Raw genomic sequence first — 25,067 nt, 5'->3', positions numbered from 1 at the left:
GAGTGAATTAAAGTCTGAGGATAGCCCGCTTTTTCTATCCCTAGTAAGTCATGCCGCATTGATTTTAGCCCATCATTGTTTTTGCAGCGCTAATATTCTCATAATCGTGTGCATGACGCTGCTTTCCTCATTTGATTTGATGACAAAGTGCGCCGCATCTTTTATTTCGTCAATGGCATTCTTAACCGCAAAGCTGTAGGATGCCGCTTCCATCAATTCTTTGTCATTGCGGCCGTCTCCGAACGCCATTGTTTCATCAGCCGAAACCCCTAATAATCGCTGCAGTTCTTGTACTGTTGATCCTTTATGTATTCCGATATTTGATATGTCCATCCAGGTATCCTCTGATGCTACGATATATAATTGGTGAAAAAATTCATGCAGCTTTTCTCTCGTTTCCGGACAGTTGGCGTCGGGGTCATGAACCGTAATCTTGATAAAATCGTCTTTTATCTCAGTAAAATCAGTTATTTTCGTTACATGTGCATAAGAGGCATTTACATATTTCATTTCACTTTCAGACAGATTTTCTTTTACGATCGCGCCTTTTTTTGTGCACGCGATAATGGTGTGCCCGCAGCTGATTTTTTCTAAAGCGCCTATAATTGACAGTCCGGCTTTATTGCTGATCAAAGATTCATATACGAACTTGCCGCTCTTTTTCATACGTGCGGCACTGTCTCCTAAAATCCAAAAATCTTTCGCGTCTTCTCCGAATAAGGCTTCCACCCTTTCACACTGTTTCCCGGTGCAGATGGCGAAAGCGACATGCTGTTCCTCCATTACTCGTTTTGTCTTTTCAAATAACGTTCTGTCAAAATCGCCTTGATTATTTAAAAATGTGCCGTCTAAATCCGTAATCACTAATTTAATCATCGTTCAGCACCTCCGCAGTTAAAATGTCTTTTTCAGACAAAGGGTTTTTCACATTTGAGGATGGAATCAATCGCATTTAAGACCCCTTCTTCATTGTTTGATTGCGTGATATGCGCCGCAGCCTGTTTAATGCTTGCCTGCGCATTATCCATGGCGACCCCGTATTTCACGGCGGACACCATCTCCAGATCATTGCCGCTGTCTCCGAAGGCCGCACACTCTTCATCACCCATCCCCCATTGTTTCTGGAGAAGCTTAATCCCGCTTGCTTTATGAAGCCCCGGTATGATCAGATCTATGTCACCGTGCCCGCTTGATACAGGCGTGACGAAAGACCCGATGGCGTTTTTCAAATGGCTCAGAAGTGCGGAACAATGTTCGGCGGGAAAGCTGATGGAAAATTTTAAAATGTCATCATCGATGTTTTCAAAATGCGGCACCCTTTTTAACACATAATAATACTTACTGGCATGCAGATATTCATCTTCACCGGCCTTTTCATGAATATACGCGCTTTTTTTTCCGCAGACAATGACGTTTTTCACCTCATACTGCTCTAAAGCAAGGATCACTGCTTTTATAGTGTTTTCAGACATGCTACCCGCGAATAATTCTTCTCCGGCATTCACGACGAAAGCGCCATTCTCAGCAACGAAAGCGATTTCACTTTTGATTTCCGGAAAGAAGGATGTAAGCTGCGCATATTGGTTTCCGCTTGCTACGGCAAATTTAATCCCCCGCGATTTTAATTCACGATACTGATTCATAAAACGCTCTTTATTATATGCCATTTCATCATTCAAAAACGTTCCGTCCATATCAACCGCTATCAGTTTGATACTCATATTGTCCTCCTTTTTTCGGCCGCTTTTGTCAGAGACCCTTGAAGAGATCATGCATAAAGCGTATGAACGAATTATATCCGCAGTTGTTTTGCGCCGTAAATCATTGGCTGACGTCTTGTTTTGAATGACACAAAAAGTGATTTGTCACATAAATATAACACTATGTTTCTTTTAAAAATGATATGTTACGATTAGATGTACATTCACCATTCTCATAAAAAGGAGAATCCCCCTGCATGTTCACACACGAAATGATTGCTTCATTTAACGAGCTTGAAACTTCTTTATACAACTACATCTCCCAAAATAGCGAGAAAGTCGTCTATATGCGAATCCGTGAATTGGCAAATGAAACCCATGTATCTACGGCTTCTATTTTACGTTTCTGCAAAAAAATAAACTGTGAAGGGTTTTCGGAGTTTAAGGTGAAGCTGAAAATGTATACGGAGGCAAATAAAAAAACGATTTTAAAGAGTCCCCATCATTCCGTTGCCGAGTTTTTTGAAAGAACAGTAAGCGGAGAGATGGAAGAAAAGCTGAAGGAAGCAGCAGCCCTTGCGGCCGATGCAGAAAGCGTCATTTTTATCGGAGTGGGAAGTTCAGGAATTCTCGCCGAATACGGGGCCAGATATTTTTCGTGCTTAGGGAAACTTTCAATGTATATTAAAGATCCTTACTTTCCGGCCCATTCCCATTTCCGTCATAACAGCATCACAATCGCATTATCGGTTTCAGGTGAAGGAGATTCTACGGTGACTCATCTGAATCAGCTGAAACAAGAAGGCAGCCGGGTCATCAGTATTACAAATCATAAACATTCAACCATTGCCAAAATGTCCGATGTGAATATTTCATATTACGTGACGGAAGAATGGGTTGAAAATGCGAATGTCACCACCCAAATCCCCGCTATGTACATACTTGAATCAATGGCTCGGGAGATATACAAATTGAGAGAATAAATTCAGGAACGAAAACACTGATACACTGGAAATTCCGTCCTTTTTGTAAAAATAATAAAAAACCCTTCTCTGATGCTAGAGAAGGGTTTTGAGGATCACAGATGAGACACAATACAATTTGCATGGCCTGCCAGTTTATATTCTCCCAAACCGGAAGGCAGGAGAATATGATCTCCTTTTCTAAAGGGATATTCATGTCCGCCTGCACTCATTATTCCGTCTCCTTCGATCACGCTGACAAGAAGGAAGGGATGATGCTGGAATAGATTTGCTTCACCTTTTACAACCCACTTTTCGACTGAAAAATAAGGACATTCTATTAAAACAGCTGCCAGCAGATCATCTGTTTGTTTATATTGAACGGTCGGCCGTTCACGGACAGAGGGAACTTCTATCACTTCTATACTTTTTTCCAAATGGAGCTCGCGCAGCCTGCCGTCCGCATCTTTTCTTCCGTAATCATACAATCTGTAAGTCGTATCTGAATTTTGCTGCGTCTCTAAAATAAGTGTGCCCTTTCCAATCGCGTGAACGGTGCCGCTTGGGACAAAGAAGAAATCTCCCGGCTTTACCTTAACTCTGTTCAGGAGCCCGCCCCATTCTCCGCGCTCAATCATGGATATCAGTTCTTCTCTTGTTGTTGCGTTGTGGCCGAAAATGATCTCCGCATCTTTTGCACAATCAATGATATACCAGCATTCGGTTTTTCCAAGTTCCCCGTTTTCATGCATTTTGGCAAAGTCATCATTCGGATGCACCTGAACGGACAGGTCTTGGTCCGCGTCCAAAATTTTTGTAAGAAGAGGAAAACGGTCTCCTTCAAGGTTTCCGAATAAATCTCTGTGATGCTCCCACAATTCACCGAGCGTACATCCTTTATACATGCCGTTTTGAACTGTGCTCTGTCCATTTTGATGAGCGGCGAAGGCCCAGCACTCCCCTGTCCGCTCGGACGGAATATTATAGTGAAAATCACGCAGGGCGGCGCCTCCCCAAATTCTTTCTTTGAAAACCGGATTGAAAAATATCGGTTCAGTAGACATGATCATCCCCCGCTTTATTCGATTTCTTCCAGAAGCTCATACGCCTCTTCTTTTGTCTGAACGGAGAGCAGCCTTTCCCGATAGCTGTCATCCATCAGTTTTCGGGATAACATCTGCAATATTTTCAGATGCTGATTTCCGCCGCTTTCCTTCGGTACGGCAATCATAAAAATCAGTTTTGCATCAGAACCATCAAGGCTGTTCCAGTCAACACCCGAGCGTCTTATTCCGAATGCGACACCCGGCGTTTTGACGGCTTCAGACTTTCCGTGCGGAATGGCGATATTCATACCTATCGCCGTGGTTCCCTGCTGTTCCCGGCTCAAAATGGCCTGCTTAAATCCGCTGTCAGACAGCAGCATACCTTTACGGGACATTTTCTCGATCATTTCGTCGACAATGTCATCCCTCGTTTCGCCGGATAAATGCGGTTCAATCAAGTCCGTACTGATAATGTCAGTCAGTTTTTTGATTTCGGTCATCCCGGCTTTTCGGCTGTCAGCCTGAGATGGTTCCTTTGTTTCTTTTGCCGCTGCAGCTTCATTTGGTGCGGCAGACTGCAGCACCTCGCCGGGCGCGGGGGATTTCGCCATATCTTTCTTCAGTACATTAACCAACAGAGCGGTGACAAGAGAGCCTGCTGTTACAGCGATAAAAAACATCAGTACATGATCTACTGCTCCAAGTACAGCAACGATGGGGCCGCCGTGTGCCACTCTGTCCCCCACATGGCCGATCATCGCTATCACCGATCCGGTCATAGAACCCGCCATAATACTCGGGATCACACGAAGGGGGTCTTGGGCCGCAAATGGAATGGCTCCTTCCGTGATACCGAAAAGGCCCATCGTAAATGATGCTTTTCCCATTTCTCTTTCTGCGGCGGCGAATTTTCTTTTTCCTAAAAACGTTGCAATCCCAAGCCCTATCGGCGGTATACAAATGGAAACGGCAATCGGGCCCATGATTTCATAATTTCCTTCTCCGATCATTGCCGATCCGAAAAGAAAGGCCACCTTGTTTACGGGTCCTCCCATATCAAAGGAGATCATCGCTCCTAAAATCAATGCCAGAAGAATTGAGCTCGAACCTTTCATTCCCGCAAGCCAAACCGTTAATGATGCGAAAATATGAGCGACGGGGGCGCCGATCAGAAAGACAAACGCCAAACCGACGATCAGTGAGGCAAACACCGGAATAATAATAATCGGCATAATCGGCTGTATTGCTTTAGGAACTTTACATTTTTTGATTCCAAGCGCCGCATATCCCGCCAAAAATCCCGCAATGATTCCTCCAAGAAATCCTGCGCCGCTTGCACTGTCGTAAAAGCTGCCGGATGCCGCAATATATCCGCCGATCATTCCGGGGACAAGACCCGGCTTATCAGCGATGCTGAACGCGATGTACCCGGCTAAAATCGGGATCATGAATGAAAAAGAAGCACTGCCGATCTGTTCAATCGTTTTCCAAAAAGACTCGTCCGGAATGACTAACCCCTTTGGTGTTTTTTCTCCTCCAAGCGTCAATGCAACCGCTATCAATAATCCGCCGACGACAATGAAAGGAACCATAAAAGAAACGCCGTTCATTAAATGACGGTAAATCGGGTTTTGTTTTTTGCCCTGCTGACTTGCGGATTCAGCTTTTGAAGCAGATTGATAGACCGGCACTTCACCGCTAAGCGCTTTTTGAATTAATTCTTCCGGTTTGCGGATGCCTTCCTGAACCCCGACGGCCAGCAGCTTTTTTCCCGCGAATCGGTCTTTGTTCACCGAGCGGTCCGCCGCGATAATGATTGCGTCTGCTTCCCGGATTTCCTCTTCGGTCAGCCTATTTTCCACCCCGATTCCGCCTTGGGTTTCCACTTTGATCTCAACGCCTAATCTGCCGGCTGCTTTTTGTAAATTTTCAGCAGCCATATACGTATGGGCAATGCCGTTCGGACATGATGTAATCGCTAACAGTTTCATATAAATCCTCCTTTGCAGTCTGAATTTCAAGATCTTGTCTCAACTTTATACTGAAATCAGCCTGTGATAAGCGCGTTTTTTTACCATAAGTTCCGGAAATAACGGCATTTTTCCCTATAAACAGAAAAAAAGCAGGGAGATATTCCCTGCTTTTAATAGTTTAAATACGATAAAAACGTCATCACATTTTTTTCTTCCGTCAGTTTTTGAATAAATACCGGCTGCTCGCTAAGATAGGAAAGCTCACTGAATAATTGCTTTACCTTGTTTTGATCTTCGTGTTTAACGGCAAGCATAAAAACGAGCGACACCTTTTCTGTCCCCCATTCAATCGGCTCTTTTAAGGTGGCGATTGCAATGGCTGATTGTTTGATATATTTAGAGTTCGCGTGAGGGATGGCAATACCCGCCCCGATATTTGTCGCCGACATTTTTTCTCTCATTACTGCATGAATGCCATACTCTTTTTCTACATAGCCTTTTTCATACAAAGCCTGCGCCAGCTTTTCAATGACCTGATAACGATGCTCTGTCTCTTGCTGTAAAAAAACGAGAAACGGAGTCGTATCGTTCAGCATTTTAAACGTTTTTTGCTCCCGGCGGTGTGATATATCAAGCTGTTGCAGAAATGCGCTGAGCTTCTTTTCATCAGCAGACTCCAAAAGCGGTGATACGACAATATGAGGGATCGTTACATTTCCAAGCCCTATCGTAGAAATGACGAAATCTATATCTTTATGCTTTTTGATATACTCTGTCAGCTCCGCTTTTGCGATACAGTCTTTTACCGTAATGTGATGAAATTTGCGTTCAATTTTAGTCCGCAGCAATTGTGACATGCCAATGCCCATATGGCAGACGATGATCGTCCTTTTAGGGTTATGCCTGCTTCGGCGCAGCCGTTCGATCGCTGCCTGAAAATGCAGCGTCAAATAGGCCGCCTCTTCTTCAGGAATATAAAGATCAAATGTTTGATTGATGTCTTCTAAAACGTCAATGATAAGATGAAACAAATAAGGGTACATTTTTTTGATGTCGTGAAGCATGGGGTTTGAAACAGAGAGATCATAGCTCAGCCGCTTCAACACCGGATCGAGATGAATGTTCAATCCGTTGATCAGTTCCTGGTCTTTATGAAAATCCAGCATTTTCAGTTCTGAAACACGATTGATCAAATGCCTGACGACTTTGGAAAGCTCAGAATCTTCAAGATCAAGCTTCTTTTCTTGCTGCGATGGATAGCGGACTTTCCCGCCTATTATATGTAAAGTTAAATAGACGGCTTCTTCCTCAGGAAACCGGATGGCAAATACCGGCTCAAGCCGTTTTAAACAAGCCAGTGTCCATTCATATTCTTTCTTCTTTTTTACCGCGTCCAGCTGTCTTGCAGAAATGGCGACCGGCTGTTTCATTTTGATACGGCGGATAGTCAGCAATGTATGCAGCAGCAAACTTTCAAATGTTTCATCCGTAAAATAGATAGAATGTTTTTTTTGTAATAACTTGATTTCTTTTCTCACAAAGTCCGCTTCATAACTTAAAAACTTACTTTTTATAAATTGGCTTGTAAATTCCGCATTATCAATCAAATCTGAAATTCGCGCCAATGCTTTTCTTTTGTTTTTTTCGTCCCCTTCAATCTTTAAGCCGAGCCGCTGTTTAGAAACCAGCGTGAGATCAAATCGCTTCAGCCACTCTTCAACCGCACTTACATCCTTTTTAATGGAAGCTCTGTTTACAAAATGCTGTGCGGCAATTTCTTTTGCGGAAACGGGCTTTGAATTCATTAATAAATCATAAGCGATGTGAAGTATTCTTTCTTCATCGGTCTTGTGCCTGCACGTAAAGTGCTCATTATAAATTTGCCGGATTAACCGTGACCTTTCCTGTTCAGATATATGTAAATAGACGCCTAATCCCGGTTTGCGGATCAGCTGAGCTTGAGCATGTTCATTCAGGAAATCTTCAATCGTTTTCAAATCATTCCTGATCGTTTTTTCAGAACAGCGGACCCTGTCTGCGAAATCTTGCACAACTAAGTAGTCATCAGGTTCAGATAACAACAGATACAAAATCTTTTTCTGCCTTGAATTCATGTATTTCATCTGTTTTTCTATCCTTCCTGTCCGTTTCTGCTGGAGCAATTGTGATAGGTTAAATATACTACACATACGAAACCGTTTTCATTTTATAATGAAACAAAAGAGTAAAAAGTTTTGTTTTTTACCGCAGATTCCGGAAAAATCATGTTTTATACTAAAGCTGTTCACCTTTGGTTGACAACAAAACACCAACCGTTTTTAAACGATTGGTGTCGGCAGCGAAAACCTGCTGTTACAGCCAAAATGTTTCGCCAAGCGCTAATGCTTTCAGGTTTTCAGGAGGTAATGCAAGCCGATCCCACTCGCCGTGCAGTCTGCTTAGTGCTTCCGGGCCTGTATCATCAGCAAGCCGGAATGCCCCGTAATGCATGGGAATGAAGCTGTCAGCCTTCAGCTCCAAAAACGCTTTCACGGCGTCTTCCGGATTGATATGTGACACTTGCATAAACCATTCCGGTTCGTATGCTCCGATCGGCATCAGAGCCGCCTTAATACGAAACCTCTCTCCGATTTCTTTAAAGCCTTCAAAATAGCCTGTATCTCCTGCAAAATAGATGGACTCGCCGTTTTTGCTTTCTATGACCCAGCCTCCCCAATGAGAGGTATCGGTATCCCAAAGCGTTCTCCGTGTCCAGTGCTGGGCCGGAACAAATGATATGTTCACCCCCCGCATCTCAAAACGATCCCACCAATTCATTTCATGGACCTTTTTGCGGTCTTTTTTGTTGAACAGCTTTTTCAGTCCCGCAGGCACGTAAAAATCCGGGTTTCCTCTCAGTTTTTTTATACTCGGAAAATCAAGATGGTCATAATGCCCATGTGAGATGAGCACGGCATCAATGTCAGGCAGTTCGCTCAATTCATATCCCGGCTCTGTCAGCCGTTTTTGAAAACCCATCCTCCGCGCCCATACAGGGTCGGTCATTATGTTAAACCCCTGTATTTGGATCAGAAATGAAGAATGGCCGATCCATGTTATGGCGGTTTCCGTCCGATTGACGGCAACATCACGGACATCCCTTGTGACCGCTTTCGGAATGTTCTCGCTTAAGTCTTTACTTTTTTCTCTTCGTTCTTTCATCCATTTCCACATGTCCCTGAATCCATGTTCATTCTTCACGCCATTCAAGTTTTCATATCTTTTTTTCATTATCATTCTCCTTGACACGTGTTCCATTAGATTCATCGGACATTTATACAATGTCTGTAAATACCGCCCCGCTTGCTTCGGCTAAATCTTGAGGCGCTGCTTTCAGCTGCATTCCGATTTTCCCCGCACTGACAATCATAAACTCCAGTGTTTCAGCGGATCTATCAATAAAAGTCGGAAACCTTTTTTTCATGCCGATCGGAGAGCAGCCGCCGCGCATATAGCCGGTTACTCCCAAAAGGTCCTTCATGGCAATCATTTCTATTTTCTTCTCACCTGCCGCCTTCGCAGCTTTTTTCAGATTCAGTTCTTTTGCAACGGGAACGACAAAGACGTAATAACGATCAGTTCCTGCAGATGCCACTAAGGTTTTATAAACATATTCGGCAGCGTATCCGATTTTTTGTGAAACGGAAAGACCGTCTGCGGGCTGTCCCCCTTCTGTTTTGTAACCTAATAGCTCATAGGGAATGTTTTGCTGCTCAATGATACGGACAGCATTTGTTTTCACTGTTTTTTTCGCCATGGTTTTCCTCCGTTTTCTGTATTTCTTTCTGCTTTATTTTCAACTTCGATTTTAATAAAATGACCGCTCAGTTGCGTGCTTTGTAATACTCAAGTGCAAACTGTTTAAAACGCTCAGCAGCGGGAGAGAGAGCATGGTTTTTCAGCTGGGCTAACGCTATGGTGCGTTCGCATTGGTAATCTGCAACCGGAAGAAAAACGACCGGAAAGTATGAATGCTCCGCGGTTTTCGGCAGCACTGCAGCCCCCAGACCCGCGGCGGTCAGTCCTAATATGGTTGACACTTCCTCTCCTTCAAATGCGAGATGCGGGTGTATATTCAAATCCCGGCACATCAGATCAAACATATACCTCAGCCCGTATCCCGGTTTAAAACCCACAAAATCCTCGTCCTGCATCTCTTTCATTTGAATGCTTTTATTTCCTGCAAGCGGGTGGTTCTCAGGTAGCACCGCATAAAGAGGCTCTTTCTCCAGCACTGTCCATTGTAAAAGCTCGCTGGGAAGCGGCGGAGAGCTGAGACAGATATCCGCATCTCCCGTTTCCACCATTTTGCGAAGCGTTTCATTTGCGCCTTGATAAAGCCGGAAGGTCACGTTTGGGTATAGCTTTTTAAATTCGGCAATCAGCTGAGGCATTAAGCGCAGCCCGAGCGTATGAAGAAAAGATACAGATATTTCGCCGTGCTCCAGGCTCATATTCTTTTTCACTTGTTCAACGCCTTCATTTAAAGCTCGTCTCGCTTGTTTTGCTTTTATTAAGAACTGCTCTCCGTGCCTTGTCAGCCGGACGGCTTTTGTCTCTCTGTAAAATAACGGCGCGCCTAATTCTTCTTCGAGCCTGATAATCGATCGGCTTAATGCCGGCTGAGAAATCATTCTTTCTTTTGCCGCATTTGTGAAATGCTGATGAGCTGCCGCCGCAATGAAGTTGTCAATTTGATGAAGCTCCATTTTCTCCTTCTCCCCTTTCTTCATAACCTACACGCATTAATTCTATAGTTATTATAAATTAGACACATTGAAATGAAAAGCGTACGATACATATATAACCAACAGTGAGAAAAGAGGGACATTCATGACGTTTATTCAGCCTCACACAAAGGCTTACAGAAAGGCCAGCTTGGCTCTGTTTATCAGCGGCTTTGTGACCTTCGCCACGCTTTACACGACACAGCCGCTTATGCCTTTGTTTTCGGAAGAGTTTCATATTTCCGCTGCGGCTGCCAGCTTAACTTTATCCATCTCAACAGCCGTTTTGGCATTTTCATTATTGGCCGCCGCTTCGTTGTCTGACGGATTCGGCAGAAAAAAATTAATGGTGCTGTCGTTAACAGCTACTTCTGTTTTAGGTCTATTAACAGCGTTCAGTCCGGCCTTTCCGGCGCTTTTGGCGATGAGGGCGCTGCTCGGTATTTTCCTGGCAGGAGTTCCGGCTGTCGCTATGACATATGTAGGCGAGGAGTTTGATCCGAAGGGCCTCGGGAAAATGATGGGCTTGTATATCAGCGGCACAAGCATCGGGGGAATGAGCGGCAGGCTGTTAACGGGGCTTCTGACCGATGTATTCGGCTGGCGGCCGGCGCTTGCCATCATCGGCATTCTTTCTATTGTATTAAGCTATTTGTTTTGGCGTTTTCTTCCGGCTCCGCGCCATTCATCTCAGCGGCATGCGGGCGTAAAAGCGGCATGTAAGGAATACGGAGCGGTCCTGCACCGCAAACGGCTGCTTTTGTTAATATCTCTGGGATTTATATTAATGGGGAGTTTTGTGACATTATATAATTATATCGGCTTTCATTTAATGGCGGCTCCTTATCATTTGTCGCAGACTGTGATCGGTTTTATTTTTATTGTCTATCTCGCGGGAACGTTCAGCTCGGTCTATATGGGGAAAAAAGCAGATCTTTTCGGAAGCGGAAAAATGATTAAGATTGCGATTTTTGTTATGCTTGCCGGCGCAGCGGTGACACTTTTGCCCCAGCTTGCGCTCAAAATCGCGGGGATTGCCGTCTTTACCTTCGGCTTTTTCGGCGCTCATTCGATCGCAAGCGCCTGGGTCGGCCGCGCAGCCGGTGATCAGCGCGCGCAAGCCTCTTCATTATATCTGCTTGCATACTATATCGGTTCAAGCGTGGCCGGGTCTTGCGGCGGTTTCTTTTGGACGCATTTTCATTGGATCGGTATCATTTCATTTATTTCGGTTTTGCTATTGCTGTCTTATCCGGTTTTATTTCTGGCGGAATTCAGAAAAAAGGGACATAGCCGCCTGCATGTAAATCAATAAAAACATTAAAGATTTGTGCCTTTTGTCCGATACTAAAGATAAGGCCGGCACGATACTCCCTATAACTATTCCTTTTGATTCAGTAGATTTCAAATATCGTGCCGGCTTTCTTCAATTAAAAAACATTCTTCAGTTGTCTCACTCTTCTGTTACATACCTGCCCAAACATCTTTCGCATATCTTCCTTCCGCCTGCAGCTGTTCAAGCCACTCCAAGGAAACTTTTGAATCGGTGTTATGCACCTTTTCATACGCCTGAAGCAGTACATTTTCGACAGCCGGAGCCATTTTGCTTCCGTCACCGCATATATAGAGATGGCCGCCTTGGTCAAGAAGGGCAATAATTTGTGCAGCCTCGCGAAGCAGAACATCCTGTACATATACTTTACAGTCCTGATCTAACCTGGAATACGCCCGATGCACGGTGACAAGGCCGTTTTTCTCCGCATGGTCGAATTCATCTTTGTACAGATCGTCTTCTTCAGGATGCCGGCAGCCGAAGTATAAATGAGCTTCACCCAGGCTGTTACCGGACATTTTTTCGGCAGCCCGCGCCTGGATAAATCCCCTGAACGGCGCAATTCCTGTGCCTGCTCCGACCATAATGAGAGGCGTTTTCGGATTTTCAGGCAATGCGAAACCCGACTGCGGCGAGCGGATGAAACAGACGGCAGAATCGCCTTTTTGTAATCCGGCTAAATAGTTCGAAGCCACGCCCCGGTATTCCCCACGGCCGCTCCATGCCGGAGCCGTCACAACGCCGACCGTGATACTGAGCTCCCCGCTGGTTGCCTTCGGTGAGCTTGAGATTGAATAATAGCGCGCCTTTAAGGACGGCAGAAGTTCTAAAAAGCGCTCAAACGGCAGTTCACATGCAGGATAATCTTCCAGCAGGTCCAGCATGGTCATTCGTTTTTTCAGCACGTTTTCTTTATATGCCGCATCATCAGAATAAAGATGCTCCAATTCTTTTTGGTGCGGCGGGCACACGGTATGTGCGGCAAGTTCGCGAAGCTGGGCTCTCGTTGCCGGCTCCTGCAGCTCTACATAGGACGCCAAAAGCTCCGGCGCATTAACCGGCCGGTCCATCGGCAGATGAGGCAGCTGCCGGCCCTTGATCTTAAAGTGCTGGTTCGGATCAAGACCGAATCGGCGAATGACACGGCTGATCAGTTCCCCGCTGTTTTGCGGAAGCACCCCGAGATGATCTCCTTCCTGATACGTTTCTGTTTCGGGGAGACGCAGCTCAATATGCCGGACTGAGCGCTTGCTGCTTTCGGTATGAAGCTCTTTGTTCGTGATGACCTCCGCCTCAAATGCTTTGTACGTTTTGGCAATCGGCGTCTCGGCTGCTTCACTTACGTATTCGATTGATAACTGTGATTTGTTTGTCTGTTTTGGAGCGGCCTCTATATGAAAAGCCTTCATGATGTCCTTCCAGAATGAGTCTTCCCAGGCTTCCTGACTGTACTCAAAATCATCGGCATTGTCGCCCTCCCCGATAGAGGTCAGCCGTTTTGCCCCTTTTTCTTCAAGCACTTTGTCTATCAGGCGGGGGATCCTTTGGTAAGTGGCGGCCCAGTTGCGGTCTCCGCAGCCGAAGACGGCGTAAGAAACACCCTTTAATTCCTGATCTTCAAGGGTTTCCATCCATTTCACAAAACCCGCTGCATTATCAGGCGGCGCCCCGTTATAAGAAGCCGTAACAATAACGACCGCGCCTTTTACAGGCAGTTTCCCGGCATAATCATCGAGCGGGCCGGTTTCAGTTGAAAATCCTTTGCTTCTTCCGATATCAGCCAGCTCTTCCGCGATTCCTTCCGCAGTTCCCAAATTTGAACCGTAAAGAATGAGAAGCGGCGTTCCGTGGGACGGGATTTCTTTCGTTTCTTCTTTGTGACCGCTGCCTTCAGCTTTATGGTTTTGTACGGGCTGATGATTGGACACGTCCTTGTTTTTCACACGGATTTTAAAATCACCGGGCTTAATGGTTAGAGCTTCTTTAATCGTAAGCTCATAATCAGTATGATCAATCAGTTCAAAATGTTTCAGGACAAGGCCGAGCACCATTGTCGCTTCCTGCAGGGCAAACTGCATCCCGATGCATGCGCGCTGTCCGTTTCCGAACGGCTTATACGCATCAGCCGGAATTGCCGCGGGATCACTGAACCTTTCCGGACGGAATAACTCGGCATCTTCTCCCCACGCGCTTTTATCCCGGTGCAGCTGCGGAGTCAGAATCGTCACCGGCTGTCCCTTCGCAATCGGATATTTCCCGCCGAGAACCGTATCTTCCTTCGCGTACAGAGAAAATGCCGGGGCAGTCGGATACAGCCGCAAAGTCTCATTTAGCACCATGCGGATATATGTCAGCTGCTGAATCTGCTTATATTCAGGGGTCTCTCCCGTCAGCACCCGCTCGGCTTCCTGAACGGCTTTTTTCAATTTATCTTTATTTTTCAGCAGGCAGTATATCGCAAAAGAAAGCAGCCCGCTTGTGGTTTCATGCCCAGCGATCAAAAAGGTAATGATTTGATAACGGATATTTTCATCATCCAGCCTTTCCCCTGTTACAGGGTCTTTCGCTTCAAGCATCAATGCTAAAAGGTCAGACAGATTCTCATCCGGATTTTCCCTCCGCTCAGCGATGATCCGGTCTACAAGCGAATTCATCTCTTCAATATCCTGCTGGAACTGATGTCTCGTTTTGATCATCAGCTTGTCCTGCAGGCTGTGTCTCTGCGATTGGCGCATTGCCTCCTGCAGCGCACGAAGCATACTTGTGATAAAAGGATGCTGTGTGTCGCGGTAAAAGCTGTTAAAGCGGTAATGAAATCCGCACAGGCCGATTGTATCCAGCGTCAGGCGCGTCATATCTTCGGCAACATCAATTTCTTCATTCGGATTTAATCTGCTCCACTTCTGCACGAGCTGCATGGCAATATCCAGCATCATTGAATGATAGCCTTTCATCGCCTTCTGGCTGAAGCTCGGCAATAAAATCCGATGCGCTTTCTGCCAATTCTTTTCGTGAGTCCAGCTCGTAAATAGTCCGTCACCGCCAAACTCACGGACTTTCAGCAGGGCTTTGCTGAGATTTTTGTCAAATCGCTTTTCATCACAGACTTCTGCCGCGAGCTCGCGGCCTGATACGAAGACCCCGACAGAGCTCGGAAATTCAAAACGAAAGATCGGGCCGTATTCTTCGGCAATTTTCCAGAGCGATTGTGACAGTTTTTCTTTTTCCAAGTGAGGGAGATTTTTCAGAGGTCCGTATGTTTTCGGCTGCGGTATAGCGCTTAGCTGTTTCATATCGATCTTCCTTCCTTCGGCGAATAATTAATGAGTTCTGATGGCATCCCAAGAACATTGTTCCAATTCTTTCAGAAACGGTTTTGTTATTTCGACGCTTCCCGTCCGGACAAGCTGATAGAGTTTGAGATATGCCCCGAGCAGCAGCGCTATCAGCACATTGGACGGCAGATTGCGGAGCACGCCTTCAGACTTGCCGCGCTGAAAAAAGACGTCAAGCATCTGTGTTATTTCATCAAGAAGCTTACGGCTCGTTTCATTCAGAAAGTAGGCGTCCTTATTCGTTTCAAGAAAAAACAATGCATACTCACTTTCCTTCGTAAAATCAATCAGACAATAAAACAGGTGATGAAACCCTTCTCTTACAGATATCCCCTGAAAGTCCGTTTTGACTTTTTTCATAAAACGCTGCGCACTTTCCTGATACAGTACGTTCACAAGTGTCTCTTTACTGTCAAAGTAACGGTAAATTGTGCCGGTTCCGACATCGGCCTGAGCGGCAATCATCGGAATCGTCGTGGCGTCAAATCCTCTATCTGTAAACAAAGTAAGCGACGCTTTCATAATGAGTTCAACCTTATTTGAAGCTGTCATTTCATCCCCCTTTCTAAACGCGGAATGAATATTCATTCCGTTTGTTCAAAATATTTAAAATGTACGGTCATCTGATTACCATTGTATAAGAAAAAAACTTTTTTTAATATAAAATATATGTGAAATAACCAAAAATAAGGAAATATGCCCAATTTCACAAAAAGAGCTGCAGTGACTTAAGCAGCTCTTTTTATTTCCCAAGAAATATTCTATTTAATGGCAGTAATAAAATGGAATGAATCTCTGCTGACAACTGAAATGTCTCTGAAATGCTGATCATAGAGCACCTCAATCACATCCTTTTCACTCATCCGCGAAGGTTTCAAAACCATATAGAAACACCCGTCAATTTGAAGAACGCGGTACACTTCTTTACATGCCGTCCGGTAATCGCTGACTGTTTCAGCAGTATGTAATGAGAAGACTTTATGAAAGCTGCGGTCGCGGAACGGTATGCTTTCCGGCCTCCCCTGCTGAATGTTTCCGAGCCCGGCTTTTATAACCGAACGGTTTGCGCGCTGTGTTTTCCGTATTTTACGTTTCGATGTTTCTATGCTTTTAAGACTGCCCTTTTCAAGCTGTCCGATGATTTGTTTAAACATTGAGCCGTTTCCGGTCCCGATTTCCAAAATGCGGTCGTATTCCTGTATGTCCATCAAGATTTGCTGAATGACTGACTCTGCCGGTTCTGATGCAGCAAAGTATTTCGCGCGCATTCGTTTTAATGCTGAAGATGTATGTTGCAACATTGTATAACACCCGCTTTTCCATTCCTGTGATTTATTATTCAGAAATAATATTACCTCGTATTAGTATGAGGTACTAACTAGACGCACTTCTCTTCATGAACGTTTCGATTTATTTGAAATTTATATTTGTTTTCATAAAAAAAAAGACGGAAAACGTAGGTTTTCCGCCTGCTCTAGTACCAATAATACGGTGCTATATATCTTGTCTGCCGGGAAAGCGCCGCCATTCTCTGCCGGCGATACGGGTTGCCGTAGCCGTGCTTAAATGAATGGGGCATTGACGCATACCCGTGCCCGATGGATGGAATTCTGTTCTGACCGCCTTGCATGCTATCACCCGCTTACCAATTTTTCTTTCTTTACCATGGTATGCAGGCCGTCTGCGACGTGACAGCAACATCCTCGCTAAACCTGGTCCTTCTCCATTGTGTAATGATTCAGCAGTTCAATTCTGAACATGATAATCTCCTCCTTCTCCTCCGTTTTGGCCCTTCGTGTCCGTTAGTTCATATAAAAGTGTTTCAGCTGGCGTTCTTTCGCTTCATTATAAAACTCTTCGACCTGCTGTTCTCGTTCATACTCTTCCGCACTTTTAAAACGCTTTGAAATGGTCAGTGTTACAAAGAAAAGATTAATGGTCATTATCGCTCACCCCCTTTCAATATCCGCACAAGCGAAAATAACCCGCAGCAAAGTTCATATGCGCTGCGGGCAGACTAAATCCGCAGACAAAAGAAGACTGTGCTTCTTTCCCTGCGGGGAGCTGCGAATGTCCTGATACTCCGAAATTAACGTACTTGACAGGCAGAGGTTAAGGAAGGACACGAACTCTTCCACAGGCTGAATCGGTTCAATTGTAGATTTTGATTGCCGTTTAACGTCGTCATGTGATTCAACCTCCCTTTGCTTTTTTCTTACTTTGTAAGTATATCCATCAGCTTCCATTTTGTAAACATTTTTTTCAAGATTTGGACGGAAAATGTGCTGGCATTCCGCTTCAATTGTCCGTGTTTTCCGGCATCTTTCTTACCTCAGGAAACTCTTTTCATCCCTTGCTTTTTCTGATCTTTTTTTGAATATGCAATAAAATAAATAAGGCCGACAAACACTGCCCCGCCGATGACATTGCCGATAAAGGCCGGAATGAGATTGCCAATCAGATCACCCCACGAAAAAGAGCCTGCAAATATCGCAGCCGGGATGATAAACATATTGGCTACAACGTGCTGAAAACCAATTGCGACAAACGCCATAATAGGAAACCATATACCCGCGATTTTTCCGGCTCCGTCTTCTGCCCCGAAAGAAAGCCAGACGGCCAAACAGACAAGCCAGTTACAGCCGATCGCCGAAACAATGACTTTTCCAAACGGCATATCCAATTTGCCTTGTGCGACCGCAATTGTTTTTTCCAAGTAAGGTCCTGTTTCGGTTAATCCGACAACATGTCCGAAAAAGTAAGCGACAAACAGTGCGCCGACAAGATTCATCAACGTCACGATCACCCAATTTTTCACCAATGCACCGGCGGATATTCTTCTGGAAAACAGCGCCATGGATACCGACATCATATTTCCCGTAATCAGCTCCGCGCCGGCAAGAACGACGAGCACCAATCCGATGGGAAACACGGACGCCCCGATTAAACTCGACAGGCTTCCCCATTCTTTCGGAAGGTCGCCGATGACACGGATATCAAGCAAATAACCGAGTGCGATAAACGCTCCTCCCAAAAATCCTAATACAATCAGTGCTGAAAGCGGTGAATGCACCTTTTTTACCCCTGATTCGACCGCAAGCTCCGCTATTTCGTCCGGTTTACGAAAAGCCATAATAACCCCTCCATTTATCATTTCAGCCCGCAGTTTCCAAAGACGCCTAACAAAAAAGGCAGCATTCAACTAACCCGTCTGAAAAAACGGGGTTTGAATGCTGCCTAACTTGTATGCATACCCATACAACAATATCAAGCAGAATGAAAATATGCGGTATAGAATATGTACAGATCATGCACACATTCCATAAAAAATCGTCCTTAGGCCACTGCTGGCAGTTCATATCATATCAAATGTGACAATTTCGTGTCAATTGAATATTGTCAGCTTTTGATTTCTTCTTTATGCTCTTCAATTGAGCGGTCAAAGACAAACACCGATACAGCAATATTTTCCTCTATTTTAATATCTGAAAACAGATGCACAAGCTTTGCTCCGATGAGCTCTTCCATTCCGTCAGGCGTTTGTTTTGAATACAGCTCCTGAATTAAGCTGGTTCGCGCCGCATGAACCATTTCTCTTCCTTCAGGCGTGCGTGCGATAAACTGCTCACTTGCGCTTAGATTGCCGTAAAGTGTAGATACCGCCATGTTATCCACAAAAACGGTGTGAATTCGTTCAGGCCCCTTTCCAAATAATTCTTTGCGCAATTTCCGGATAATATCGTTAAATTCATGAATTTTTTTAGACATATTGTCCCCTCCGATTTTAGCCTATGAAAGACATTCCCGGTTCCCCTTTGTGACATTTCACTTGGTTAAAGTTTTCCTTTCGTATTGTATTATAATAAATATCACCTTATAATAAAAGCAGTGAAGATGGATTTGTAATAGGAAACGTGTTATGAGTCTATCGTTTTATACAAATAGGATTGGTCTGTTAGTAAGACTTGCTAGTGAACTATTCCGCCATGCGTATTTATACCGTTCTCCGGACAGGAGGCCGGTATCTATGTGCATGGCTTTTTTCGAGTTTAAAAGATGGAGGGGAATTGGAAGTGACAGACGTTCAGTCTATCCGTGTCAAAATTGACGGCACGGAGTATGAAGCACCAGAGGGGTCTAAGATTTTAGATATTTTAAACCAAAACGGAATTGAGATTCCGCAAATTTGCCATGTACCGGAAGTGGATCCGATTCAAACATGTGACACCTGTATTGTTGAAGTAAACGGGAAATTGAAGCGCTCTTGTTCCACGGCTGCAGAAAACGGGATGTCCATCTCGCTTACGTCGGGAAGGGTAAAAGAGGCTCAGACAGAGGCCATGGACCGCCTGCTCGAGAATCACCTGCTTTACTGTACGGTATGCGATAACAACAACGGCAATTGCACACTCCATAATACAGCGGAAATGATGGGGATTGAGCATCAGAAATATCCGTATACGCCGAAAGATGATTCAAAGTGCGCGGTTGATATGTCTCACCCGTTTTACCGCTATGATCCGAACCAATGCATCGCCTGCGGCCAATGTGTGGAAGTGTGTCAAAACCTTCAGGTGAATGAGACCCTTTCAATTGATTGGGAGCGCGACCGCCCGCGGGTCATTTGGGATGAAGGCGTCGCCATTAATGAATCTTCCTGCGTCAGCTGCGGCCAGTGTGTCACTGTCTGTCCTTGTAACGCACTGATGGAAAAATCAATGATCGGCCAAGCCGGATTTATGACAGGAATAAAAGAAGATGTCATGGAACCGATGATTGATTTAGTGAAAAATGTTGAACCCGACTATACAAGCATCTTCGCCGTGTCTGAAGTGGAAGCGGCTATGCGCGATAAACGGACGAAAAAAACAAAAACAGTCTGCACGTTCTGCGGCGTCGGATGCTCTTTTGAAGTATGGACAAAAGGACGTGACATCCTTAAAATTCAGCCTGTTTCCGATGCTCCGGTTAACGCGATTTCCACTTGTGTGAAAGGGAAATTCGGCTGGGACTTCGTGAATTCGGAAGAACGAATTACAAAACCGCTTATCCGGAAAAACGGCGCATTTGTTGAATCGTCATGGGAAGAAGCTCTTGATCTTGTCGCTTCAAGACTCGGTTCGATCAAGGCCGAACACGGAAATGGTTCTGTCGGTTTTATTTCTTCTTCTAAAATTACGAATGAAGACAACTACGTCATCCAAAAATTAGCGCGCCAAGTATTTGAAACCAACAACGTGGATAACTGCTCACGCTACTGCCAGTCACCGGCAACGGACGGCTTATTCCGCACCGTCGGTATGGGCGGAGACGCTGGCACAATTAAAGATATCGCAAAAGCGGGCCTCGTGCTCATCGTCGGCGCCAATCCGGCGGAAGGACATCCGGTTCTGGCCACACGCGTGAAACGCGCCCATAAACTGCACGGCCAAAAACTGATTGTTGCCGATCTGCGCAGAAATGAAATGGCTGAACGGTCCGACCTCTTTATCAGCCCAAAACAAGGGACTGACCAGGTCTGGCTCATGGCAGTAACGAAATATATGATTGACCAAGGCTGGCACGATCAAGCGTTTATTGATGAAAATGTCAACTACTTTGATGATTATAAAGAAACGCTGGAAAAATACACATTGGAATATGCGGAGCGCATCACCGGACTTTCTCAGGATACAATCATCCGCATTGCCGAAATGATTCGTGATGCAGACGGCACTTGTGTTCTTTGGGGCATGGGCGTTACTCAAAATACAGGCGGCTCTGATACATCAGCGGCGATTTCAAACCTGCTGCTTGCCACAGGAAACTACCGCCGTCCGGGCGCCGGAGCCTATCCGCTGCGGGGACATAACAACGTTCAAGGCGCTTGCGATATGGGAACTCTTCCAGGCTGGCTTCCGGGGTATCAGCATATTACCGATGATGCGGCACGCGCTAAATTCGAAAAAGCTTACGGTGTTGAAATTGACGGCAAGCCGGGTCTTGATAATATCGAAATGCTCCATGCGATTGAAGAAGGAAACATGAAAGCCATGTATCTCGTCGGTGAAGATATGGCGCTCGTCGATTCAAACGCCAACCATGTTCATAACATTTTATCCAGCCTTGATTTCTTTGTTGTGCAGGATATTTTCCTTTCAAGAACGGCGCAATACGCGGATGTCATCCTGCCTGCGGTTCCATCTCTTGAAAAAGACGGAACATTTACAAACACAGAGCGGCGTGTGCAAAGATTGTATCAGGCGCTTCCGACACTCGGCGATGCAAAACCCGACTGGTGGATTATTCAGGAAGTCGCCAATCGTTTAGGCGCTGATTGGAATTACACGCATCCTAGCGACATTTTCTCAGAAATGGCGAGCCTTTCTCCGCTGTTCGGAAAAGCAAGCTACGACGTTCTTAGCGGCTGGAACAGCTTCTTGTGGGGAAGCTTTACGGGAGAAAGCACTCCGCTTCTTTATGAAGACGGCTTTAACTTCCCGGACAAAAAAGCCCGTTTTGCGCTGAGCGATTGGGTGGAGCCTGCTGTATTCCCTGAAGAATATGACCTGCATATTAACAACGGACGGATGCTTGAACATTTCCACGAAGGAAACATGACAAACAAGTCAAAAGGCATTCAGTCTAAAGTTCCGGATGTATTTGTTGAAGTATCGCCGGAGCTCGCGGCTGAACGCGGAATTTGCGACGGGACAATGATCCGGCTCGTCTCTCCTTTTGGGGCGGTTAAATTGAACGCGCTTGTGACAGACCGCGTCCGCGCGAATGAGCTTTATCTGCCGATGAACTCTACAGATAAAGATTCTGCGATTAATTTCCTGACCGGGCCTGCGTATGATTCACGGACACATACACCTGCCTATAAGCAGACAAAAGTCCGCATGGAAGTGCTTGGTTCCTGTGATACTCCGCCGCTTCCGAAAACGAATCCGCGGAACAAAAAACGTCATCCGCAAAACGGTGTGGAAGCTCAGCGAAAATGGAACCGTCCGGGCTATGTGCACTTAACTGATTAAGGAAAGGAGGAAACATTATGGCAAGCCCAATTACTGAAATTCAAAAAGAAACGAAAACAGAGGAACAGCTGAAAGCTGAAAAACTAGAAGAGCTGAAGACGCTTCTCGCAGAAAATGAAGAAGCCGTCGCGAAAACGATGTCCATCATGGCAGAGCTGAATAGCTTGGGCATTTTTGATGCCGCCGGCTATATGCTCCAGGCAAAAGAGGAGATTGCCAAAATCGCACTCGGACAGATTTCCCGGGAACCTGTCACCAATCTCCTGAATACGATGATGGCCGCGGGAGGCGCGCTGTCAAAAGCTGATCCCGAATTTATGGGCAGACTTTTAGAAAGCGCCATGGCCGGGACGGATCAGGCGCAAAGATTTTTAAAAGAGGACAGGAAAGTCAGTATGTTTGAACTGATGAAAGCCCTCGGTGATCCTGATATTAACCGCGCGCTCGGCTTCGGGCTGCAGTTTTTAAAAGGAATGGGAAAAGAATTACGCGAAACCCCGTCTGAATAAGAAACGAAAAAGCCATTGTCAAAAGACAATGGCTTTTTTTTATTCTTCGGCCTCTTCCAGCCTCTTTTTATAAATAAGTGAACGGTCAACGCAGAAATAAGCGCCCGCTAAAAATACACAATCCGTTACAAACATCAGCATTTTCTGGCCCGCAGTCAGCCCTTGTCCGGGAAGAACCGCGCCGATATAAATGAAGGTGCTGACTGCAAGCAGAATAAATGCGTAATGCTTAAAATCTTCTATTAATGATTTCAGTCTTTTCTTCTCCATATAAGGTCACCTGCCAGTTTTATAGTCTACCAACATTATAATACAAGCTGACAGCCGACAGAGAATGTAAATCTATCCATTCTTTATAAAAGTGAATCAAGCGCCTGTTTCACATCCGCCGTTAAATCCTCAGTATCCTCAATACCGACTGAGATCCGCACGAGCCCGTCGGTAATGCCAAGCGCAAGCCGGCGGTCGCGCGGGATCGAAGCGTGCGTCATTCTGGACGGCACGGAGATTAAGCTTTCAACCGCTCCTAAACTTTCCGCGATCGTAAACAGGTTCAATTTTTCTAAAAACGCGTCGACGCGTTCGCTGCTGCCGACATCAAAGGAAATCATTCCGCCGAAACCGGAGCTTTGCGCTTTTGTCAGCTCATGGCCCGGATGTTTCGCTGATCCCGGATAGTAAAGCGTCTGAACGGCATCATGCGCTTCAAGCAGCCCGGCGATTTTTCCGGCGCTGTGATTGATGGCATCCATTCTGAGTCCCAGTGTTTTAATGCCTCTCATCAAAAGCCATGAATCCTGCGGTCCTAAAACGCCGCCTGTTGAGTTTTGCACATAATGAAGCTTTTCGCCCAGTTCTTTATCAGCCGTGACGACTAAGCCGCCGACGACATCGCTGTGGCCGCCGAGATATTTTGTCGCGCTGTGCAGCACGATGTCAGCGCCGAAGCTGAGCGGCTGCTGGAAATACGGCGTGTAAAACGTATTATCGACGATAAGCAATACGCCCGCTTCTTTTGCGATGTCAGACATCAGTTTGAGGTCAGTCACTTTCAATAGCGGGTTTGTCGGTGTTTCGATATAAATGGCTTTCGTATTCGGGCGAATGGCCTTTTTGACTTTTTCTTCACTGCTCGTATCGACAAAGTCCGCTTCAATGCCGAAGCGGTTCAGCACGCCTGTCATCACCCGGTAAGTGCCGCCGTATACATCATCCGTCAAAATAACATGATCGCCGCTGTCAAACAGCATCATGACGGCAGTAATCGCAGCCATGCCTGAGCCGAACGCATATCCCGCCGCGCCGCCTTCAAGCTCTGCAATTAAGCTTTCAAGCGCCGTCCGCGTCGGATTGGCCGTTCTTGAATATTCATAACCCGTGTGCTCGCCCGCTTTCGGCTGCCGGTACGTGCTTACTTGATAAATCGGTACGGAAACCGCTCCTGTTTTTTCATCTCCCGTAATTCCTCCGTGCACCATCAGCGTTTTTTTCTTCATCTTACTGACCTCCTTGAAAAATGTTTTTGCTTATATATCGATCGCTGCCGTCAGGGAAAATGGTGACGATATTTGATCCGGCGGGCGCTTTTTTCGCTTCTTCAAGCGCTGCATAAAGAGCCGCCCCTGAAGAGCTTCCGATTAAGAGGCCTTCTTTCTCGGCCGCTTCTCTGACAAGCGAAAACGCCGTATCGTCCTCCACCGTGTAAATGGCGTCAAAATGGTTCTCGTCCATATAATCCGGGATAAACTCCATGCCGATGCCTTCCGTTTTATGGGCATGCGGCTCTCCTCCGTTCAGGATCGAGCCTTCCGGTTCAACGATCACCGTTTTGACGGCAGGATTTTTCTCCTTTAAATAAGCTGCCGTACCGGCAAAGGTGCCGCCGGAACCCGCTCCTGCGACAAAAGCGTGGATATCCCCGCCGAGCGCGTTCCATATTTCGGGTCCGATCGTTTTATAGTAAGTCAATGGATTTACTCGGTTTTTAAATTGCAGAACGGCATAAGAATTATTAATCTCTCTCTCCAGTTCAAGCGCTTTTCGGATGGCTCCCCGCATGCCTTCTTCTCTCGGCGTATGCACGATGTCCGCTCCGAGAGCTTTCATAATTTGCTGCTTTTCTCTGCTGAAATGCTCCGGGACGCAAAAAATGGCGCGAAGCTGATGCTTTCTGGCGCACAGAGCGAGTCCGATCCCGGTGTTTCCGGCAGTCGCCTCAATGATAACGCCGCCCGGTTTCACCTTTCCCGTGCGAAGCGCATCTTCAATGAGCATCCCGCCCAGCCTGTCTTTAATGCTTCCGCCCGGATTCATCATCTCAAGCTTAGCATAAACCGCTGTTCCCTCCGGTAGATCAAAATGCTTGAGACGGAGCAGCGGTGTATTTCCGATCAGTTCTGTAATATCTGTTATCACGTTCAATATATG

General features: G+C 45.8%; 22 protein-coding genes. 4 read left to right on the top strand and 18 right to left on the bottom strand.

Annotated elements, in window-relative coordinates:
• Nucleotides 1-72 precede the first annotated feature (72 nt).
• Entirely contained in the window at nucleotides 73-876 is an 804-nt protein-coding gene (locus tag D5S11_RS07455; protein WP_108724805.1) for an HAD-IIB family hydrolase, read from the bottom strand.
• A gap of 32 nt (nucleotides 877-908) precedes the next feature.
• Nucleotides 909-1,721, bottom strand: coding sequence for a Cof-type HAD-IIB family hydrolase (locus D5S11_RS07450; RefSeq protein WP_039063339.1), 813 nt, complete (start codon nucleotides 1,719-1,721; stop codon nucleotides 909-911).
• A gap of 236 nt (nucleotides 1,722-1,957) precedes the next feature.
• Between D5S11_RS07450 and D5S11_RS07445 the strand changes: the two genes are divergently transcribed.
• Nucleotides 1,958-2,683, top strand: a complete 726-nt coding sequence (locus D5S11_RS07445; protein WP_007408237.1) for a MurR/RpiR family transcriptional regulator — start codon at nucleotides 1,958-1,960, stop codon at nucleotides 2,681-2,683.
• 95 nt (nucleotides 2,684-2,778) lie between these two features.
• Here the strand turns inward: D5S11_RS07445 and manA are convergent, their stop codons facing one another.
• The 6 genes from manA to D5S11_RS07415 form a co-directional block, all read right to left on the bottom strand.
• Nucleotides 2,779-3,726 carry a mannose-6-phosphate isomerase, class I gene (gene manA, locus D5S11_RS07440; RefSeq protein WP_108724804.1) on the bottom strand — a complete coding sequence of 316 codons (948 nt, stop codon included), beginning with the start codon at nucleotides 3,724-3,726 and terminating at the stop codon, nucleotides 2,779-2,781.
• A gap of 14 nt (nucleotides 3,727-3,740) precedes the next feature.
• Entirely contained in the window at nucleotides 3,741-5,699 is a 1,959-nt protein-coding gene (locus D5S11_RS07435) for a fructose-specific PTS transporter subunit EIIC (RefSeq protein WP_007408235.1), read from the bottom strand.
• A 152-nt stretch (nucleotides 5,700-5,851) separates the two neighbouring features.
• A complete protein-coding gene (manR, locus tag D5S11_RS07430) occupies nucleotides 5,852-7,804 on the bottom strand; it encodes a mannose transport/utilization transcriptional regulator ManR (RefSeq protein WP_108724803.1) in 1,953 nt (650 codons plus the stop codon).
• A gap of 229 nt (nucleotides 7,805-8,033) precedes the next feature.
• Complete coding sequence (locus tag D5S11_RS07425) at nucleotides 8,034-8,951, bottom strand: MBL fold metallo-hydrolase (RefSeq protein WP_020956130.1); 918 nt, start codon at nucleotides 8,949-8,951, stop codon at nucleotides 8,034-8,036.
• A gap of 43 nt (nucleotides 8,952-8,994) precedes the next feature.
• Nucleotides 8,995-9,477 carry a Cys-tRNA(Pro) deacylase gene (gene ybaK, locus D5S11_RS07420; RefSeq protein WP_012118054.1) on the bottom strand — a complete coding sequence of 161 codons (483 nt, stop codon included), beginning with the start codon at nucleotides 9,475-9,477 and terminating at the stop codon, nucleotides 8,995-8,997.
• A 67-nt stretch (nucleotides 9,478-9,544) separates the two neighbouring features.
• On the bottom strand, nucleotides 9,545-10,429 hold the full coding sequence (locus D5S11_RS07415) for a LysR family transcriptional regulator (protein ID WP_015240269.1): 885 nt from the start codon (nucleotides 10,427-10,429) through the stop codon (nucleotides 9,545-9,547).
• A 124-nt stretch (nucleotides 10,430-10,553) separates the two neighbouring features.
• Here D5S11_RS07415 and D5S11_RS07410 point away from each other — a divergent pair, with 124 nt between their 5' ends.
• Nucleotides 10,554-11,762, top strand: a complete 1,209-nt coding sequence (locus tag D5S11_RS07410; RefSeq protein WP_007408230.1) for an MFS transporter — start codon at nucleotides 10,554-10,556, stop codon at nucleotides 11,760-11,762.
• Nucleotides 11,763-11,911: 149 nt separating this feature from the next.
• Here D5S11_RS07410 and D5S11_RS07405 read toward each other — a convergent pair whose 3' ends face one another.
• From D5S11_RS07405 to D5S11_RS07375, 7 genes are all read right to left on the bottom strand, one after another.
• On the bottom strand, nucleotides 11,912-15,073 hold the full coding sequence (locus D5S11_RS07405; protein ID WP_042635378.1) for a bifunctional cytochrome P450/NADPH--P450 reductase: 3,162 nt from the start codon (nucleotides 15,071-15,073) through the stop codon (nucleotides 11,912-11,914).
• 27 nt (nucleotides 15,074-15,100) lie between these two features.
• Nucleotides 15,101-15,667: a TetR/AcrR family transcriptional regulator gene (locus D5S11_RS07400; RefSeq protein ID WP_039063345.1), complete on the bottom strand. Its 567-nt coding sequence runs from the start codon at nucleotides 15,665-15,667 to the stop codon at nucleotides 15,101-15,103.
• A 209-nt stretch (nucleotides 15,668-15,876) separates the two neighbouring features.
• Nucleotides 15,877-16,416 carry a class I SAM-dependent methyltransferase gene (locus D5S11_RS07395; protein WP_007408228.1) on the bottom strand — a complete coding sequence of 180 codons (540 nt, stop codon included), beginning with the start codon at nucleotides 16,414-16,416 and terminating at the stop codon, nucleotides 15,877-15,879.
• A 173-nt stretch (nucleotides 16,417-16,589) separates the two neighbouring features.
• Nucleotides 16,590-16,745 (bottom strand): hypothetical protein, encoded by a 156-nt coding sequence (locus D5S11_RS19840; protein ID WP_007408227.1) that lies wholly within the window; start codon nucleotides 16,743-16,745, stop codon nucleotides 16,590-16,592.
• Between the two features lie 172 nt (nucleotides 16,746-16,917).
• A complete protein-coding gene (locus D5S11_RS07390) occupies nucleotides 16,918-17,058 on the bottom strand; it encodes a YrzI family small protein (RefSeq protein ID WP_076983477.1) in 141 nt (46 codons plus the stop codon).
• Nucleotides 17,059-17,447: 389 nt separating this feature from the next.
• Nucleotides 17,448-18,248 (bottom strand): formate/nitrite transporter family protein, encoded by an 801-nt coding sequence (locus tag D5S11_RS07380; protein ID WP_007408225.1) that lies wholly within the window; start codon nucleotides 18,246-18,248, stop codon nucleotides 17,448-17,450.
• A 266-nt stretch (nucleotides 18,249-18,514) separates the two neighbouring features.
• Nucleotides 18,515-18,883 carry a Na-translocating system protein MpsC family protein gene (locus tag D5S11_RS07375; protein WP_007408224.1) on the bottom strand — a complete coding sequence of 123 codons (369 nt, stop codon included), beginning with the start codon at nucleotides 18,881-18,883 and terminating at the stop codon, nucleotides 18,515-18,517.
• Nucleotides 18,884-19,188: 305 nt separating this feature from the next.
• Here D5S11_RS07375 and fdhF point away from each other — a divergent pair, with 305 nt between their 5' ends.
• Together fdhF and D5S11_RS07365 are read left to right on the top strand one after the other, a co-directional pair.
• Nucleotides 19,189-22,131 carry a formate dehydrogenase subunit alpha gene (gene fdhF, locus D5S11_RS07370; RefSeq protein WP_108725291.1) on the top strand — a complete coding sequence of 981 codons (2,943 nt, stop codon included), beginning with the start codon at nucleotides 19,189-19,191 and terminating at the stop codon, nucleotides 22,129-22,131.
• 17 nt (nucleotides 22,132-22,148) lie between these two features.
• Nucleotides 22,149-22,640 carry a helical membrane plugin domain-containing protein gene (locus tag D5S11_RS07365; RefSeq protein ID WP_053103962.1) on the top strand — a complete coding sequence of 164 codons (492 nt, stop codon included), beginning with the start codon at nucleotides 22,149-22,151 and terminating at the stop codon, nucleotides 22,638-22,640.
• A gap of 39 nt (nucleotides 22,641-22,679) precedes the next feature.
• Here the strand turns inward: D5S11_RS07365 and D5S11_RS07360 are convergent, their stop codons facing one another.
• From D5S11_RS07360 to D5S11_RS07350, 3 genes are all read right to left on the bottom strand, one after another.
• On the bottom strand, nucleotides 22,680-22,910 hold the full coding sequence (locus D5S11_RS07360; protein ID WP_007408222.1) for a YrhC family protein: 231 nt from the start codon (nucleotides 22,908-22,910) through the stop codon (nucleotides 22,680-22,682).
• 83 nt (nucleotides 22,911-22,993) lie between these two features.
• Nucleotides 22,994-24,136, bottom strand: a complete 1,143-nt coding sequence (locus D5S11_RS07355; protein ID WP_007408221.1) for a bifunctional cystathionine gamma-lyase/homocysteine desulfhydrase — start codon at nucleotides 24,134-24,136, stop codon at nucleotides 22,994-22,996.
• 1 nt (nucleotide 24,137) lies between these two features.
• Nucleotides 24,138-25,061 carry an O-acetylserine dependent cystathionine beta-synthase gene (locus D5S11_RS07350; protein WP_053103961.1) on the bottom strand — a complete coding sequence of 308 codons (924 nt, stop codon included), beginning with the start codon at nucleotides 25,059-25,061 and terminating at the stop codon, nucleotides 24,138-24,140.
• Between the last annotated feature and the right edge of the window lie 6 nt (nucleotides 25,062-25,067).

Origin of the sequence: Bacillus sp. L75 (genome assembly GCF_003676355.1) — a bacterium.
Lineage (GTDB): Bacteria > Bacillota > Bacilli > Bacillales > Bacillaceae > Bacillus > Bacillus velezensis.
Note: the sequence above shows the minus strand (reverse complement) of the source record. Positions and strands in the feature narration are given on the sequence as shown.

Coding starts and splice junctions, on each gene's coding strand:
- D5S11_RS07455 (WP_108724805.1), bottom strand. CDS start 876: ATGATTAAATTAGTGATTACGGATTTAGACGGCACATTTTTAAATAAT.
- D5S11_RS07450 (WP_039063339.1), bottom strand. CDS start 1,721: ATGAGTATCAAACTGATAGCGGTTGATATGGACGGAACGTTTTTGAAT.
- D5S11_RS07445 (WP_007408237.1), top strand. CDS start 1,958: ATGTTCACACACGAAATGATTGCTTCATTTAACGAGCTTGAAACTTCT.
- manA (WP_108724804.1), bottom strand. CDS start 3,726: ATGTCTACTGAACCGATATTTTTCAATCCGGTTTTCAAAGAAAGAATT.
- D5S11_RS07435 (WP_007408235.1), bottom strand. CDS start 5,699: ATGAAACTGTTAGCGATTACATCATGTCCGAACGGCATTGCCCATACG.
- manR (WP_108724803.1), bottom strand. CDS start 7,804: ATGAAATACATGAATTCAAGGCAGAAAAAGATTTTGTATCTGTTGTTA.
- D5S11_RS07425 (WP_020956130.1), bottom strand. CDS start 8,951: ATGAAAAAAAGATATGAAAACTTGAATGGCGTGAAGAATGAACATGGA.
- ybaK (WP_012118054.1), bottom strand. CDS start 9,477: ATGGCGAAAAAAACAGTGAAAACAAATGCTGTCCGTATCATTGAGCAG.
- D5S11_RS07415 (WP_015240269.1), bottom strand. CDS start 10,429: ATGGAGCTTCATCAAATTGACAACTTCATTGCGGCGGCAGCTCATCAG.
- D5S11_RS07410 (WP_007408230.1), top strand. CDS start 10,554: ATGACGTTTATTCAGCCTCACACAAAGGCTTACAGAAAGGCCAGCTTG.
- D5S11_RS07405 (WP_042635378.1), bottom strand. CDS start 15,073: ATGAAACAGCTAAGCGCTATACCGCAGCCGAAAACATACGGACCTCTG.
- D5S11_RS07400 (WP_039063345.1), bottom strand. CDS start 15,667: ATGACAGCTTCAAATAAGGTTGAACTCATTATGAAAGCGTCGCTTACT.
- D5S11_RS07395 (WP_007408228.1), bottom strand. CDS start 16,416: ATGTTGCAACATACATCTTCAGCATTAAAACGAATGCGCGCGAAATAC.
- D5S11_RS19840 (WP_007408227.1), bottom strand. CDS start 16,745: ATGCAAGGCGGTCAGAACAGAATTCCATCCATCGGGCACGGGTATGCG.
- D5S11_RS07390 (WP_076983477.1), bottom strand. CDS start 17,058: ATGACCATTAATCTTTTCTTTGTAACACTGACCATTTCAAAGCGTTTT.
- D5S11_RS07380 (WP_007408225.1), bottom strand. CDS start 18,248: ATGGCTTTTCGTAAACCGGACGAAATAGCGGAGCTTGCGGTCGAATCA.
- D5S11_RS07375 (WP_007408224.1), bottom strand. CDS start 18,883: ATGTCTAAAAAAATTCATGAATTTAACGATATTATCCGGAAATTGCGC.
- D5S11_RS07365 (WP_053103962.1), top strand. CDS start 22,149: ATGGCAAGCCCAATTACTGAAATTCAAAAAGAAACGAAAACAGAGGAA.
- D5S11_RS07360 (WP_007408222.1), bottom strand. CDS start 22,910: ATGGAGAAGAAAAGACTGAAATCATTAATAGAAGATTTTAAGCATTAC.
- D5S11_RS07355 (WP_007408221.1), bottom strand. CDS start 24,136: ATGAAGAAAAAAACGCTGATGGTGCACGGAGGAATTACGGGAGATGAA.